A 13965-nucleotide genomic window follows, 5' to 3' on the forward strand; every position below is an offset into this window, starting at 1 on the left:
GGGGAGAATACCAAGATCGTCGTTATCGGTGATCCCTACCAGATAGATAATTCCTATCTCGATGCTTACAGCAATGGCTTGACATATGCGGCGTCAAGATTTAGGGACAAAGAACTCGCAGGCCACATCACTCTGATGAAAGGTGAGCGATCAGAACTTGCAAGTCTGGCCGCAGATTTGCTATGAGGTTTATGTATGGGTGAGATATTGGAATATGATCTCTTCGTAAAAATCAGGCCAGAGGACATTCATGTGCTTTGTTATATTGCCGAGGCAGAAGACAATCTGATGAACATCAGGCATGTTACTGACGAAGGACTACTTAAGATAATCGTCCCCGCCGATCTGCTGGAGGAAGTCAAGAGTTTTCTTCAAAGCATTAAGAACCGTATTGAACTGGAAGTGGTGGAGATTCGTGCGAATCCTGGACATACTTGATAACGCAGTACCGAACGAAAAGGCAGAAAACGTAAGAGAGATAGACTACGAGAGGCTCCGAAAACTCGGTTACAGTACGATTCTCTTCGATTATGACAACACAATTGCTGTATGGAGAGAACCTTTCGACATGAGGAACAAGCCCGTTATAGATAGCTTGATTTCATCTGGAATGAAGGTTGGAGTCGTTACTAACGGACCACAGTCGAGAGTCAAGAACCTGAAGGATCTCTTCGGAGAAGACCTGAAAGTGTATCACTCGATGAGGAAACCCGGGACAAAGGAGCTGAGGAAAGTTCTCAGCGAGATGAAATCGAGACCCGAAAAGACAGTAATAATTGGCGATCTTTTCTTCACGGATATAATTGCGGGAAATAGAATGGGTATGTACTCAATTCTGGTATCCCCTTTGGTGGATATCAGCCATAAATGGTATAAGAGACTTCTGGGGAAGGTCACAATTGCGGCCTATCTCGTTTTTTTCTTCACTGTTGGTTGGATATTCAGAACCGGAAGACTAGCAACGCCCCACCTTTTCGCAACGACCGTTATGGATATTGATTTTGATTCACTTAAAGATTCTGGTTATAGACTGATAATATTCGATTTTGACAACACCCTCGAAAAGTGGGGAGCTACCAGCGTTTCGAAGGAGAAACGATTGCTGATAAGCAGAGTAGAGCGGCTTGGCCTTGAAGTGGTTTTGATTTCAAACGGGAAATCAAGTAGACTTGGAAAAATCGAAAGAGAACTTGGTAAGACAAAGGTTATTAGTCGGGCAAGAAAACCTTTTACATTCAAAGCAAAACGTGTATTGAAAGATTTCGGTATACCTCCATACAAGACGGTAATTGTTGGTGATCAGCTATTCACAGATATCATCATGGGGAACTTATTGGGTGCTTATACGGTTAAGGTAGAACCGATTTCCGACAGGGAGTTCTTCTGGACGAAGCTTGTGAGAAGAGTAGAGGGTCTCATATTGAGCAAGATGAGGAAGCATCCCGAAGTGGAGGCGTTGGATAGATGAAGTGTGGTGGTTGCGGTGCTGAGCTCCAGCATGATGACCCAGCCGGTTTAGGTTACATATCCAGATCGGTCATGGAATCCAGGCTTCAGTCGGGGAAACAAGTACTGTGTCGTAGATGTTTTTTGATCAAACACTATGGTTCTCTTTCTGAAGACGATAGAGTCGTTCATTCAATCGACAACCTAAAAGAATACCTCGATCTTGCGCAAGATGTTATCTACGTCATTGATATTTCAGATTTCGACGGGACCTGTAGAAGAGATATCTTGAGACTCCTGAAGGAACACACCGTTCACTACATACTGAACAAGATAGATCTTCTGCCTAGGGAGGTTAAAATCGACGAGATAAGAGACTGGGCGGCCAGTATGCTTAAAGTACCTAAGGAAACCGTTAGACCCGTTTCTGTGCTGAAAAATTATGGTCTTAAATCACTCTTCTCTTATTTGAAATCGGCTTCCGAGGAGTTTGTCTCCATAGGAGTGACAAATGTTGGGAAATCCTCTATTCTTAATGGTCTTATACAGTCTGAAGAACTTACAGTGAGCCGATTCCCTGGAACGACTGTGAAGGTAGCTTCTAAGAAAGTCGGCGGCTCCGCATTCACCGTTTATGACACGCCCGGAATCTTCACAAAGGACAGGATAACAGACCTTCTGAGTGTAGAAGATCAAAGCAGATTCCTTCCACGCAAGAAGCTTAGCAGATCGACGATTCAGTTTCACGATGTTCGTACAGTTTTTCTTGGTGGATTTGTTAGGTTAGATGTAAAAAATGAGAGCGATCCGGTCGGGATATTCCATGTCTTTGTTCCTGAAAGTGTAACAGTGCACGAGACCAATTCCGATACGGGAAACGAAGAGTGGGACAGATGGTATGGAGGAATCTTGAAACCTCCTTTTTCGGAGTCGATTCGAAGCAATTACAAATGGAAAAGCAAAAGATTCAGACTTAGAACCGGTCAAGAGCTTCATATATTCGGAATGGGATGGATAAATGTGGCAAAAGGTCCTCTGACGATCGCTGTAACTACCCCAGAGGGTGTTGGCACAAAAGTAAGAAAGGGACTTATTGGCGCGAAAAAATTCAAGAAGCAAAAATAACTGGAGGTGTTTTTGTGAAACTCAAGCAACCGGAAATCAAGACAGGCGTTTCAAACCGTCATCTTCATCTTAGTGCAGCAGATATCGAGAGTCTTTTCGGCAAGGGTCATGAGCTTACTCCAGTCAAGGATCTTGGACAACCTGGCCAGTTTGCATGTGATGAAAAAGTGATTCTCGTGGGTCCCAAAGGTGCGATCACAGGAGTAAGAGTTCTTGGACCTGCCAGAAAGGCAACTCAGATAGAGGTATCTAGAACGGATTCCTTTACTCTTGGCATAAAGCCACCAATTAAGGATTCCGGCGACCATACGGATACGCCCGGTCTCACGATTGTCGGTCCTAAAGGAACGGTAGTACTGAATTCTGGAGTAATGATGGCTAAGAGGCACATACACATGACGCCTGAGGACGCCGAAATCTTTGGTGTTAAGGACAAGGATATCGTTATGGTGTACGCTACAGGTGCCGGAACGAGGAAAGTAGTATTCGACGATGTTCTAGTTAGAGTTCATTCCAGTTACGCTCTGGAGTTTCATGTAGATGTAGACGAAGCAAATGCGGCCATTCTCAACAACGACGATCCGGTATACATTGTTGAGGAGCTTTAAGTGATTTATCTGGGGACGAGCGGATACTCATTCCCCGACTGGGTGGGTACTGCTTATCCAGCGGAGATAAGCTCTTCTCAGATGCTGAGATACTATCACTCTGTTTGGAGATTCAACTCAGTTGAACTAAATTTTACTTATTATAGAATGCCAACATATAAGACAGTTACTGGAATGATTAGAAAGATACCTGGTGAGATGATCTTTGCAGTAAAAGCGCCGGGAAGAGTGACTCATGAGATATGGAAGAACGGTCTCAACGAGCTAGAAGAGATCTCGGATGAGTTCTATAATGCTCTTTTTCCAATGAAAGAAGAGGGAAGATTGGGCCCGTTGCTTTTTCAGTTTCCCTGGTCCTTCAAGAACAACAAAGAGAATATGTCTTACATTAAAGCAGTCGCAAAGACTTTCAGTTCAGATAAGAATTTGCTCGCTTTCGAATTCAGGCACGAAAGCTGGGCAGCTGAAGAGGTCTTCGAAACCATTGACAGATTGGGTGTGGTACCTGTAACCGTTGACGAACCTTCATTTGGTGGATTGTTTCCATATCTTCCGAGATCAGGTTCCAGGGGTGCTTATTTCAGGTTTCACGGGAGAAATCCCGATTGGTTCAACAGCAAGGGCAGTGAGAGGTACAACTACGATTACCCGAAAACTGATTTGAGACGTTTTGCACTCGATGTGCTAGAATTTCATAAGCATGATGTACCGGTCTATGTATTCTTTAATAATTGCTACATGGGAAGAGCAGTTCACAACGCTCTCCTGATGAGAGACATCTTAGGAGGTGCCTGAATAAAGAATGACCTTTTCTGATTACATAAATGTGGTTCTCAGAATGATAGCTGAGGGAAACGAAACTCATGAGATCTATGAACAGCTTCAGAAACTTGGCTTGAGGGAAGTTGAGATCACCGAGGTCTATAATGCCGTTATTAGCATGATTACTTCCGGTTCTGAATCAACGGAAGTCATCTTGGACGGTTATTACGACCCAAGGAAAAGAGTCTTCCTTGATGAAGAGCTGAAAGCGATAATTAGCGTTCCAGGTCTGTATAAATCTCTTTTGTGGGGAGATATTTCCCCCGGTGATTTTGAGAGAACATTAAGCGATTTTTCTTCCTACAGTTGAAAAACCCGCCATTAGGCGGGTTCCCTCTACGTAATCCATTTTGCAACAGGTATGAAGTATCTGTGAGGTAGTCTTTCGGGGTTGGGAATTACTCTAACAGTGTATGCAAGCTGCCCTTCTTCAGCTACGGTGAATTTGCCTCCATAGACATATTCGCCGTGAACATCTTCCTTAACTAACTTCATGGGGTAAAGACTAAACCCGTCCATTTCTCCTTCGTCATTCATCTTTGCCACGAAGATCTCGACCTGAACCTCAGAAGGATCCATAGTACCGAGATATATGTTCGCTGAAACAGAAATCTCCTGTCCTACCTTAACGGACTTTGCAGAAGTCTCACCTATCATATTGGGCTTGATTCTTATGGCATTCCAGCTCGAACTGAATTTGTCTTTCCAGATGGCAACACTCTTCGCGAGTTTGAAATCATCTTTTTCGACTTCTTTGGAAAGATCGGCGACTGGAAAATATAGATCCTCAGCATAGTCTGCGATCATCCTGTGAGTATTGAATTTGCTTCCGATTTCTTTGATAGAGTTTTTCATTCTCTTTGCCCACTCTTTGGCAACTCCCTTTTCGTCTCTAGAGTAGTAAAGGGGAATTATCTCCTTTTCAAGTGAGCTGTAAATGGAAACGGAATCAATTCTATCCTGGAGCTCGTGGTCCTCGTAATCTCTATTGTCGCCGATGGCCCAGCCGTTTACTCCGTTGAAGCCTTCTACCCACCAGCCGTCTAGAACACTGAAATTCAGAACTCCATTCATACCAGCCTTCTCACCACTGGTTCCACTAGCTTCATGAGGTCTTCTTGGCGTATTGAGCATACATCGACACCGCTCACCAAGTGTCGAGCTATGTTCATGTCGTAATTTTCGACTATAATGATTCGACTTTTAAATTCAGGAGTCCTGGAAATTTCATAAAGCTTTCTTATCAGTTCCTTTCCAGGGTCGTCTGCAGGATGAGCCTTCCCGGCAAAGACAAACTGAACCGGTCTTTCAGAGTTCGTTATTATCGACTTCAGCCTGTTGATATCCTTGAAAATTAACGTCGCCCTCTTATATGTGGCAAATCTCCTTGCGAATCCAATCGTAAGAACATCCTCGGGAAGAGCTTCTTCGACTTCCATAAGATCTTCTATGGTTTCGCCAAGTCTCATTCTTTGCCTCTTGAGCCTACCTTGGAGAAAGTTTCTGGCCCTGGATTTTAGCGACATATGCAATTTCCAGATCTCCTCTTCGGGTATTTTGTCCACTGCCTCCCAGATTTCGGGGTCGTACACTTTTTCGTGCCAACCGACAGGCAAATATCTGTCAAGAAGTTTGACCAGATTTGGGTTCAGCCAGGTCCAGATATGTACTCCGTTTGTAACATGAGATATTGGAACCTCGACAGCCGGCAGGTCGGGGTAGATATGATTCCAAAGGTTTCTGCTTACCCTTCCGTGAAGTTTGCTGACTCCATTAGCTAGAGCGGACAATCTAAGGGCTAGAACGGTCATACTGTATTGCTGGCCTCCGCCCGGAAGTCTTTCAATCCCGAGATTTATGAATTCATCTCTCTCGGCTCTTATTGTGCTCCAGAAATCGCGGAAGTATTTGTCGATTATCTCGAGGCTGAACGTGTCATTTCCGGCGGGCACAGGAGTGTGAGTAGTAAAGACGTTGCCTGATTTGACAATCATTGAAGCTGTGGATAAATCTATCGAATTCTTCTGAACCAGCTCTCTGATTCTCTCGAGAGAAAGGAAGGCCGCATGCCCTTCATTCATGTGCCAAACATTCGGCGAATAATTGAGCATTCTGAGAGCCCTCACTCCGCCGATGCCAAGGAGAATCTCTTGTTTTATCCTAGTTTCCCGGTCACCGCCATAGAGTGTAGCAGTTATGTTTCTGTCTTCCGGCTCGTTTTGGGGAATGTCTGTATCAAGTAGATAGAGAGATGTTCTTCCCACGGCTGTCTTCCAGATTTTCGCCCAGACTTTCCTGCCTGGAAAGTCGATGTTAACAAATATCTCATCTCCCGAGTCATCCTGTGCGGGAACTACGGGGAAGTCTTCAAATTCATAAGAGTGGTATATGTTCTGTTGCCAGCCCGACTCGTCGATTCTCTGTTCGAAATAACCGTTCCTGTATAAAAGACCGACGGCAACGAAGTTCAGTCCCATATCACTGGCAGTCTTCAAGTGATCTCCAGCAAGAATCCCAAGACCCCCGGAGTAGATCGGGAAAGATTCATGAAAGCCATATTCGGCACAGAAATACGCGATACATTGCTCCTTTCTGTCCGGATGTTCTCTATCCATCCAGGTATCTTTCCCACCCATATATTCATCAAACTCTCCTACAACACTTTCATACATCTCAATAAATGGTTTGTCTTCGGAAAGCTCATAAAGTCTGGTTTGACTTATCCTTCGAAGAAGCCTTATGGGACTCCTTCTTTCCTGATACCACATTTCTGGATCCATGTATTTGAACATCTGTTGAGCGCGGTAGTTCCAACTCCACCAAAGGTTCTTTGAAAGTTCTTCAAGTCTTCTTAGCTTCTCCGGTAATCGTGGTACCGCCATCACTCTTTCGAGGAAGTACATAGCAATAACCTCCTAATTCTGGCAATTCTGTCCAATTATACCTTTTTATGCAAGTATGTGCTTTCCTACTATCATTTCGCTCGCCATTTCTACGAATTGCTAGCAGAGCTACAAAAAAGGGAGCCTAGCTCCCTTAATTCTATCTAACTTTCGCTCTTCCATTATGGTCTTTTACGGATACCTCTTTTCTTGTCGAGTCTTCTCTTATAGGCAGAAATCTTCTCGCCGCTATCTCTCATGAACTTGGCTAGTTTCTTCTCGAAATCCTGGCTTGTAGGCGCCTCTTCTGAACCTTTGCCTTTCAAATCCTTTATAGACAGCTCCCACTTTCCGTCTTTCGTAGTTCCGAGAACCTTTGCTTCCACTTTCTGACCAACTTTGAGATAGTCTTCAATGTTCTTCACGTACTCCCTTGCGACTTTTGAAATGTGGATGAATCCCTCTTCTCCGCCTTCAAGATTTACGTACGCTCCAAATTTCTTAACAGAAGTCACACTTCCCTCAACAACGGTACCCACTTTCACACTCACATGACTAACCTCCAATTGACTATATACTTGAGTTTGCGCAAAACGCTTGCTCAGTAATTGTCTCCGTATTTGTTTCTGAACTTCTGTACTCTTCCCTCAGTGTCGAGAATCATAGAAGACGCATCTCCGCGGAAGAAGGGATGGCAGCTCGAGCAAAGGTCGATCTTGATATTTTCCTTTGTTGAATAAAACTTGTGCTCCGCGCCACACGTACACTTTACAGTCACTAGCTTCATCTCAGGGTGCATTTCTTTTTTCATCGGGGCTTCACCTCTTCATGTTGTAATTTGCACAGAATTCATTATATCATAGAGAGGAAAGCGTGTCAAAGACTTAATTATGGCTGAATGCTGTACTGGAACGGTGAGTAATGATGATTGACGATATATTGAACTTTGTGAAAGAGGCCGCTTCTTCCCAAGGATTTTACGCCTTTTATAGTAACAGAAAGGAGCGTGTCGAGAGTTTAAATAGGGCTCTAAAGAGAAGCCCTGTAAGTAGTACAACGATTGCAAAAATCCAAAGGAGCATAAGCGGATTGGCCCATCTCTCTTATGAAGAGGTCGAATTTTCGATCGACATACTCCGCGAAAGAGACAGGGCACCCGAAGAAAGGGTTGAATATGCTTCTACACTGTCCAAAGCATCAGTCTCAGATATGGGGCACCTGCTTTTTTTTGTGGATCCGAGAAACAATCCTCCAGTTACTGGCCCGGTAAAAGAGAGAATTCAATCAATCGATGATTACAAAGAATGGCAATCCCTAACTCGCTCAGTTGGTGAGCATGGGATTCAGGATTTCGTTATGCTCGAAGCGGCTTTGCTTTTCGAAAGGGAGGAGAATGATAGAAGCTCCAATCTCTCTGAAAGACTAATAAGAGCTTTATACACAGATATCTCAGAAATGAAGACCCTTAGAAATGCAGTAACTTCTCTTTCGAAATCCGAAAAAAGGTTGCTTAGCAATCTCAGGTTCACACATCCCTACGTTAAGACGGCCATTATGTCGAATCATTCTAGACCTGTTGTTATTGACGGCAGCAATGTTGTTTTTTCGATGACCGATCATGCCGATCTAAAAAGAATCGATGATCTCTTCCTAAGAATGGCTCTTTGCAGGATTGCTTTGTTCCCTTATAGGATAGTGTTTGATGCAAACATCAGATATACTATCGGCGGCTTTCAGCAGGAGAGTCTCAATAGGCTTCTGTCACTTCCTCAAGTCGAGACATACTCTCCTGCCGATGATCGGCTAATCTTTTTGGCGAGAGAGGGCGGTTCGGCAGTGATAACCTACGACAGGTTCCTGGACCATGCTGCTGAAGATATTACGATTATCAGACCGGAGGAAATCGATGAAAGTCTCAGACTATGATTTTGAGCTTCCGGAAGAACTGATAGCTCAGAAACCAGCCATTCCAAGAGACAGTTCCCGGCTATTGGTTATCGATAGGGAGACATACTCATTCGAGCATAGAGTATTCGCAGAAATCGAGGATTTTCTTCATCCGGGAGATGTTCTTGTCTTAAACAACAGTCGTGTTATTCCGGCAAGACTCCTCGGCAGAAAGGAAACAGGGGCCAAAGTGGAGGCCGTCCTTACGGAAAAGCTTGGCGGGGGCCTCTGGAAAGCCATAGTTAGGCCCGGGTCAAAAATCAAACCTGGAAACGTGCTCTTGTTCAATAAAATTTCCTGCAAAGTAATAGAACACTGCGATGATTCAAGCAGGATACTAGATTTTGGTAGCGTAACAGATGAAGACGTAAAAAAAGCAGGCCTCTTAGCAATTCCACCTTACGTCAAATACTACCCAGACAATCCAGAGTCGTACCAGACGGTCTATTCTCGGCCGGAAGGCTCCGTAGCTGCCCCCACTGCGGGATTGCACTTTACGGATACTCTTTTGGAAAGACTTAGGAAGAAAGACGTCGATGTTCAATTCATTACTCTTCATGTCGGAATTGGCACATTCAGACCCGTCAAATCAGAAACAGTAGACGGCCACAAGATGCACAATGAATTCTTCTCCGTTTCTTCGGAGGTTGCAGAGAGATTGGAGCGAGCCAGAACCGAAAAGAGAAGAATAGTAGCGGTTGGAACTACTACCGTGCGAACCTTGGAGAGTATAGTTGCTCGCCACGGCTGCATCGTAGGTGATAGCGGTCATACGGATATTTTTATCTATCCTCCTTATACATTCAAAGCGACCGACTCTCTCATAACTAACTTTCACTTACCGAGATCTACCCTTCTTATGCTCGTTTCTGCATTCGCCGGGAGGGAACTGATTCTCTCTGCCTACAGAGAGGCCATTTTAAAGAGATACAGGTTCTTCTCGTTCGGTGATGCCTGTCTGATACTATAGAGAAGCGGCTCTGAGATGCTAGAAATTCCCAAGCTGAAGTCTTATACGAAAGAATAAGGCGTCTTCTTTGCGGGAAAAAAGGTGCCCTACTGCTCTTCTTCTTCGAGCATTGGAGAGAAAAAATGCATCCACGTCATCTTAAGGACTATCGCAAAAGGCACGGCAATAATCGCACCAAAAAGCCCCCAGAGCTGTCCGGCGATAACTATCATCAAGATAATTATCACCGGGTTTATCCTGTTGTATCCCTTCATGAATACCAGGAAGAGTATAAACGCAGATGCGTGTACAATTACTAGTATTATCATTAAGGTAATCACAAGAACCAGGTCTTGAGTAGACACTGCCAGCAAGAAAAGAGGAATGAACTCAAGAGGGACACCGACAATGGGTATTAGATTTGTGAAGGCGGCCCACGTACCCATCAAAAGACTGTATTTAAGTCCCATAGAATGCACAACAATGCCAACCACCACCCCAACGATCAAGGCGATTACTACCACTGAAATTACATATCGCTCTAGATTCTTGTAAGTATCTTCGAGGAAGCTCATAGCTATTCCACGCACTTTCTTGGGGTAGAATCTGGGAATAAAATCCTTCACAGTGAGGAAGTAGTAACTCAGGTAAATCGCGCCTACAATGGTAAAGAATAGAACAAGTCCCGTACTGGTTAAGAAGCTTGGAATCTTTTCAAGTATACCAGGCAGAAATTTCATTAGGCTGCTCTGCACTTGAATGAGGAAGTTTCTCACACTTTCGTAGGTGGCTCTTTGTGTTGATGGGTCGATATTTTTCGGCATGAAGTAATCAACTACGTTGCGCCACAGTTCTTGTGAATGAACTACCATTGCATTATCCAGAACCGAAGCTGAAAGCAGTTCCGCCGCTTCTGGGTTAAGATAATTCGAAATGATTTTGTGTATCTCTTCATATGAAGCGTTTTTTTGCTTACTGCTGCTGATAATTACGACATAATCGCTTCTGTTTTTCAGGGTCTCCTCAAGTAAGGCAAGATCCTCATTCAGGTCTTCCGAGTCTGCGGTGATCGGGTCCATGATATCTGAGTAGTAACGTTTGAGATCTTTTGACAGCAGATCCAAGGATTCAACCTCTTCTGGAGAGAGTTTTGAAAGAAACTCCTCTTCGGAAAGAAATCTATCTATGTTTGCATTTACTTCGAAAGAAGTTATTTCGGTCTCTTCAGCGGAGGGAAAGAAGTCTCTCACTATGTTATAGAACTTGGAAGCTTCTTTTGCAACGGGGGTAGTAAGGAACACGATCAGAAGCGTGAGACCCGAAAAAATCACCGCCAGCCCTATGCCAAGAGAGATCGACCTTTTAATGCGAAAACTTCTTTCTGCAAATCTCGCCCATGGCTCCAATATTATGACAACCGTGAAGGTTGCGAAGAAAATCATTGCAGTTTGCAACGAAACTGAGAATACCATAAAAAAGAGAGCCAGATAGAAGAGGGTGAAAATTGCAGCATTGAAACGAGGTTTTTTCAAAATCTCACGACTCACTTTATGCCCCCTTCAAAGGGAGTTTAAAGAGTCTTTCAATCTCCGAAATCTCCTTTGTGATCCCCATAAGCACTATGAGTTTTATTCTTGCTTTAATCGGGGATAGTTCCTGAGCGAAGATTGCACCAATATCGGCCAGACTCTTTCCTCCACCAACATATCCGTAAACTCCAAGAACACGGCCTTTGAAGCACCTTGAAGTAATGATTACCGGAACCCCTTTCTCCTCTATTAGGTATTTTACTACGTGATAGACTTCTACAGGTACATTTCCCCTTCCAAATGTTTCAAGAACTACCCCTTTGAATCCAAGATCGGGAAGTATCCGCAGGATCGAACCGTCGTCTCCTGTAAAGGTCTTCACAAGGGCTATTCTCGATTCGATCTTTTCTACATTGAATACTGCCCTCAACAAAGGCTTTCTAAAGAAAATCACCGTGTCTTCATCCACGATTCCCAGTGGTCCATGACCGGGAGAGTCAAAAGTAGCAACATTGCTAGTGTATGTCTTTGTGACTTCTCTGGCGGCGTGGATTTCATCGTTAAGGCACACCATTGTCCCCATTCCAATCGCAAGGGGACTAACTGCAACTCTAACTGAGGACAATACATTTCTCGGACCATCGGTTCCCATTTCGTCGATGTTTCTCATTGCAGCAGTACAGATAATTGGTTTCTCGCTTCTGACTGTCAGATCTAGAAAATACGCAGTTTCCTCTAGCGTGTCAGTGCCGTGTGTAATAACTACTCCACAAACTTCCTCTCTATCGAGAAGCTTCTGAACTACCTTGGAAAGCGCCCACATCGTCTCGGGATTTATGTATGGGCTTGGAATGTTTGAAAACTCGTAGTGCTCGGTACAGGCCACATCTTTAAGTCCGTCGACGTCCGCCACGTGTTTGTTCAATCCCTGAGCCGGTACAGAAGCACCAGTCGCAGGATCCGTAATCATTGCGATCGTACCACCTGTTGTGACTATAACGACCCTCTGTTTCATAGCCACTTTCCTCCTAGTTTTGTCTTTATTAATGACAGTGTCTTGTGAGTTTCTGGGCCAACAATCTTGATTAGCTCTTCTCTTGTTCTTGGTCTCTTTATCACGAGGGACTTTGCCCTATCCCTTCCAATTCCAGGGATGAACCTCATTTCTCTTTCACCTAGGTTGTTGAGTTCTGTTCCAACTGGAAGACCTGTAACGGATCTCATCCCGTGGCCTATGACTACAAAATCGGTTCTATCCTCAAACCGGACGGGGCTGCCGACAAGAATAGGATATGTACCGAGCGGTCTGCCAAAGTAGATCATCCCCTCGCTAAATTCAGGGATTACACCACGGATGATCGCTCCCAGTGGGAAGGTTTTCTTCAGCATTTCGGCGTCTATTTCCCTTCTTATACGATGTTTGTGTTTTTCGAATAGTCTGTGGTCGATTCTTGGTCTAGTCATATTGAATATCCGGGCGCCAGGAAAGATCATTGTCTGTCTGATGTTGATTCTTCTCAAAAGAAGACCCCTTTCTTGAATTCTGACAAGCTCATCGTAGTCAATGTCGAAACTCTTTCTGCTCTGTCCTGGAAGGCCGTAAAGTAAATTGATTCCCGGCAAGAGCTTCGGCACTCCTTCAACTCTTTCTTTGCCGATTTCGTTCACCAACTCGATTGAAAACATTATGTCTTGTACGCTGCCACCAAGATTGTTCAAGGAACGGACTTCGTCGTCGAAGCTCTCAACCCCGAATGATATGGTGTCGCCGACTGTATTATACCTAACTACGGATTCTATGACCGATCTTGATTCTGACGGATGATGAGCAATAAAGATTGGATTTCCATTGTCAATATGAAAGACTTCAGGTTGGATGATACTCCTTGCTGATTTGAAGAGCTCTTCACTCAAGGATGGATCAAGAGTGTCTCGTCTACGGTCATACCCATATGCAATTACATTTGCACTCCTTCCGAATCTTATTGCCTTAACTCCAACTTGCTTAAGCTTCTCGAATTCAGCGACAATTCCTTTTATACTTCTCCATTCATAGGGGCCATAGAGAATGGATTCAGTACAAAACGAGCAGTATCCATCCAACCTCTCGCAACCAGAGGAAATATCGATTTCAACCATCAGATCCGGGAAACAAGGATGAAGCCTGATTACATCGGCGCCGGCCGGATAAAGTCTGTTAAGAAGAGAGTAACGAGACCCTCCCGAGTCTAGGCCCAAAAAGTCTGCAATTTCAAACTCATCTCTCAAGAGGTAATCTGCTTCTCCAAAATCAGGGGTGAAGGCCGTGGTTCCACCTCTCAAAGTGTACCCAACAGACACCACTGGACCGCTGACGATTTTCGTGGGATCGGAATTTGATTTGAGCAGAAGAGATATCTCGGAACTTGAAATCGGAGTTCCTCCAATATACCTTCCTGAAGTAGTGACTCCCCCAAACACGATTAGGAAGTTATAATCATTGCCTTTCTCCCAGAGTCCTTCTTGCCTTACAGAGTCGATAGTGAGATAATCCGTTTCGATACCTTTCAACAGAAAGGCTCCTGCAATAGCGCGGATCCTTGGTGAAATATAGGGTGGCACACCGAAAGCTGCCGGTTCATCGGTGTATCCGTCTATAATAAGAGCATTCATCGATT

15 protein-coding genes and 1 pseudogene are annotated in these 13965 nt (G+C 44.3%); 9 read left to right on the plus strand and 7 right to left on the minus strand.

The window, feature by feature from the left end; translation table 11 throughout:
• From BG32_RS05600 to BG32_RS05630, 7 genes and pseudogenes are all read left to right on the plus strand, one after another.
• A pseudogene (locus tag BG32_RS05600) lies at positions 1-186 on the plus strand (PhoH family protein); the annotation flags it as partial.
• A gap of 9 nt (positions 187-195) precedes the next feature.
• Positions 196-438, plus strand: coding sequence for a DUF4911 domain-containing protein (locus BG32_RS05605; protein ID WP_014730547.1), 243 nt, complete (start codon positions 196-198; stop codon positions 436-438).
• A complete protein-coding gene (locus tag BG32_RS05610) occupies positions 416-1468 on the plus strand; it encodes a YqeG family HAD IIIA-type phosphatase (protein ID WP_121509800.1) in 1053 nt (350 codons plus the stop codon). Before BG32_RS05605 ends, BG32_RS05610 begins: the two co-directional genes overlap by 23 nt.
• A complete protein-coding gene (locus BG32_RS05615) occupies positions 1465-2571 on the plus strand; it encodes a GTPase (RefSeq protein ID WP_121509801.1) in 1107 nt (368 codons plus the stop codon). The genes BG32_RS05610 and BG32_RS05615 overlap by 4 nt, the downstream gene beginning before the upstream one ends.
• A 14-nt stretch (positions 2572-2585) precedes the next feature.
• The gene (gene pduL / locus BG32_RS05620; protein WP_121509802.1) at positions 2586-3179 is read left to right on the plus strand and encodes a phosphate propanoyltransferase; all 594 of its coding nucleotides are present in this window, start codon (positions 2586-2588) and stop codon (positions 3177-3179) included.
• On the plus strand, positions 3180-3974 hold the full coding sequence (locus BG32_RS05625) for a DUF72 domain-containing protein (RefSeq protein WP_121509803.1): 795 nt from the start codon (positions 3180-3182) through the stop codon (positions 3972-3974). It abuts the gene before it with no gap.
• A gap of 7 nt (positions 3975-3981) precedes the next feature.
• The gene (locus BG32_RS05630) at positions 3982-4311 is read left to right on the plus strand and encodes a hypothetical protein (RefSeq protein ID WP_014730552.1); all 330 of its coding nucleotides are present in this window, start codon (positions 3982-3984) and stop codon (positions 4309-4311) included.
• A 26-nt stretch (positions 4312-4337) separates the two neighbouring features.
• Here the strand turns inward: BG32_RS05630 and BG32_RS16280 are convergent, their stop codons facing one another.
• From BG32_RS16280 to rpmE, 4 genes are all read right to left on the minus strand, one after another.
• Positions 4338-5075, minus strand: a complete 738-nt coding sequence (locus BG32_RS16280) for a hypothetical protein (RefSeq protein ID WP_259459542.1) — start codon at positions 5073-5075, stop codon at positions 4338-4340.
• Positions 5072-6904 carry an alpha-glucan family phosphorylase gene (gene glgP / locus BG32_RS05635; RefSeq protein ID WP_259459543.1) on the minus strand — a complete coding sequence of 611 codons (1833 nt, stop codon included), beginning with the start codon at positions 6902-6904 and terminating at the stop codon, positions 5072-5074. The genes BG32_RS16280 and glgP overlap by 4 nt, the downstream gene beginning before the upstream one ends.
• Positions 6905-7065: 161 nt before the next feature.
• Complete coding sequence (locus BG32_RS05640) at positions 7066-7434, minus strand: S1 RNA-binding domain-containing protein (protein ID WP_014730554.1); 369 nt, start codon at positions 7432-7434, stop codon at positions 7066-7068.
• A 50-nt stretch (positions 7435-7484) separates the two neighbouring features.
• Positions 7485-7694: a 50S ribosomal protein L31 gene (gene rpmE, locus BG32_RS05645; protein ID WP_006492482.1), complete on the minus strand. Its 210-nt coding sequence runs from the start codon at positions 7692-7694 to the stop codon at positions 7485-7487.
• Positions 7695-7804: 110 nt separating this feature from the next.
• Here rpmE and BG32_RS05650 point away from each other — a divergent pair, with 110 nt between their 5' ends.
• Together BG32_RS05650 and queA are read left to right on the plus strand one after the other, a co-directional pair.
• Complete coding sequence (locus tag BG32_RS05650) at positions 7805-8809, plus strand: ribonuclease (RefSeq protein WP_121509804.1); 1005 nt, start codon at positions 7805-7807, stop codon at positions 8807-8809.
• Positions 8790-9800 (plus strand): tRNA preQ1(34) S-adenosylmethionine ribosyltransferase-isomerase QueA, encoded by a 1011-nt coding sequence (queA, locus tag BG32_RS05655; RefSeq protein ID WP_121526550.1) that lies wholly within the window; start codon positions 8790-8792, stop codon positions 9798-9800. Before BG32_RS05650 ends, queA begins: the two co-directional genes overlap by 20 nt.
• An 86-nt stretch (positions 9801-9886) precedes the next feature.
• Here the strand turns inward: queA and BG32_RS05660 are convergent, their stop codons facing one another.
• From BG32_RS05660 to BG32_RS05670, 3 genes are read right to left on the minus strand one after another with little or no spacing between them, the layout of a single operon-like run.
• Positions 9887-11326 carry an AI-2E family transporter gene (locus BG32_RS05660; RefSeq protein ID WP_121526551.1) on the minus strand — a complete coding sequence of 480 codons (1440 nt, stop codon included), beginning with the start codon at positions 11324-11326 and terminating at the stop codon, positions 9887-9889.
• A 1-nt stretch (position 11327) separates the two neighbouring features.
• Positions 11328-12323, minus strand: a complete 996-nt coding sequence (locus tag BG32_RS05665; RefSeq protein ID WP_014730558.1) for an asparaginase — start codon at positions 12321-12323, stop codon at positions 11328-11330.
• Complete coding sequence (locus BG32_RS05670) at positions 12320-13960, minus strand: radical SAM protein (protein WP_099772080.1); 1641 nt, start codon at positions 13958-13960, stop codon at positions 12320-12322. The genes BG32_RS05665 and BG32_RS05670 overlap by 4 nt, the downstream gene beginning before the upstream one ends.
• Positions 13961-13965: the final 5 nt, after the last annotated feature.

Origin of the sequence: Mesotoga sp. HF07.pep.5.2.highcov, from assembly GCF_003666285.1 — a bacterium.
Classification (GTDB): Bacteria; Thermotogota; Thermotogae; order Petrotogales; family Kosmotogaceae; genus Mesotoga; species Mesotoga prima.

Coding starts and splice junctions, on each gene's coding strand:
- BG32_RS05605 (WP_014730547.1), top strand. CDS start 196: ATGGGTGAGATATTGGAATATGATCTCTTCGTAAAAATCAGGCCAGAG.
- BG32_RS05615 (WP_121509801.1), top strand. CDS start 1,465: ATGAAGTGTGGTGGTTGCGGTGCTGAGCTCCAGCATGATGACCCAGCC.
- BG32_RS05630 (WP_014730552.1), top strand. CDS start 3,982: ATGACCTTTTCTGATTACATAAATGTGGTTCTCAGAATGATAGCTGAG.
- BG32_RS16280 (WP_259459542.1), bottom strand. CDS start 5,075: ATGAATGGAGTTCTGAATTTCAGTGTTCTAGACGGCTGGTGGGTAGAA.
- glgP (WP_259459543.1), bottom strand. CDS start 6,904: ATGTACTTCCTCGAAAGAGTGATGGCGGTACCACGATTACCGGAGAAG.
- rpmE (WP_006492482.1), bottom strand. CDS start 7,694: ATGAAAAAAGAAATGCACCCTGAGATGAAGCTAGTGACTGTAAAGTGT.
- BG32_RS05650 (WP_121509804.1), top strand. CDS start 7,805: ATGATGATTGACGATATATTGAACTTTGTGAAAGAGGCCGCTTCTTCC.
- queA (WP_121526550.1), top strand. CDS start 8,790: ATGAAAGTCTCAGACTATGATTTTGAGCTTCCGGAAGAACTGATAGCT.
- BG32_RS05665 (WP_014730558.1), bottom strand. CDS start 12,323: ATGAAACAGAGGGTCGTTATAGTCACAACAGGTGGTACGATCGCAATG.
- BG32_RS05670 (WP_099772080.1), bottom strand. CDS start 13,960: ATGAATGCTCTTATTATAGACGGATACACCGATGAACCGGCAGCTTTC.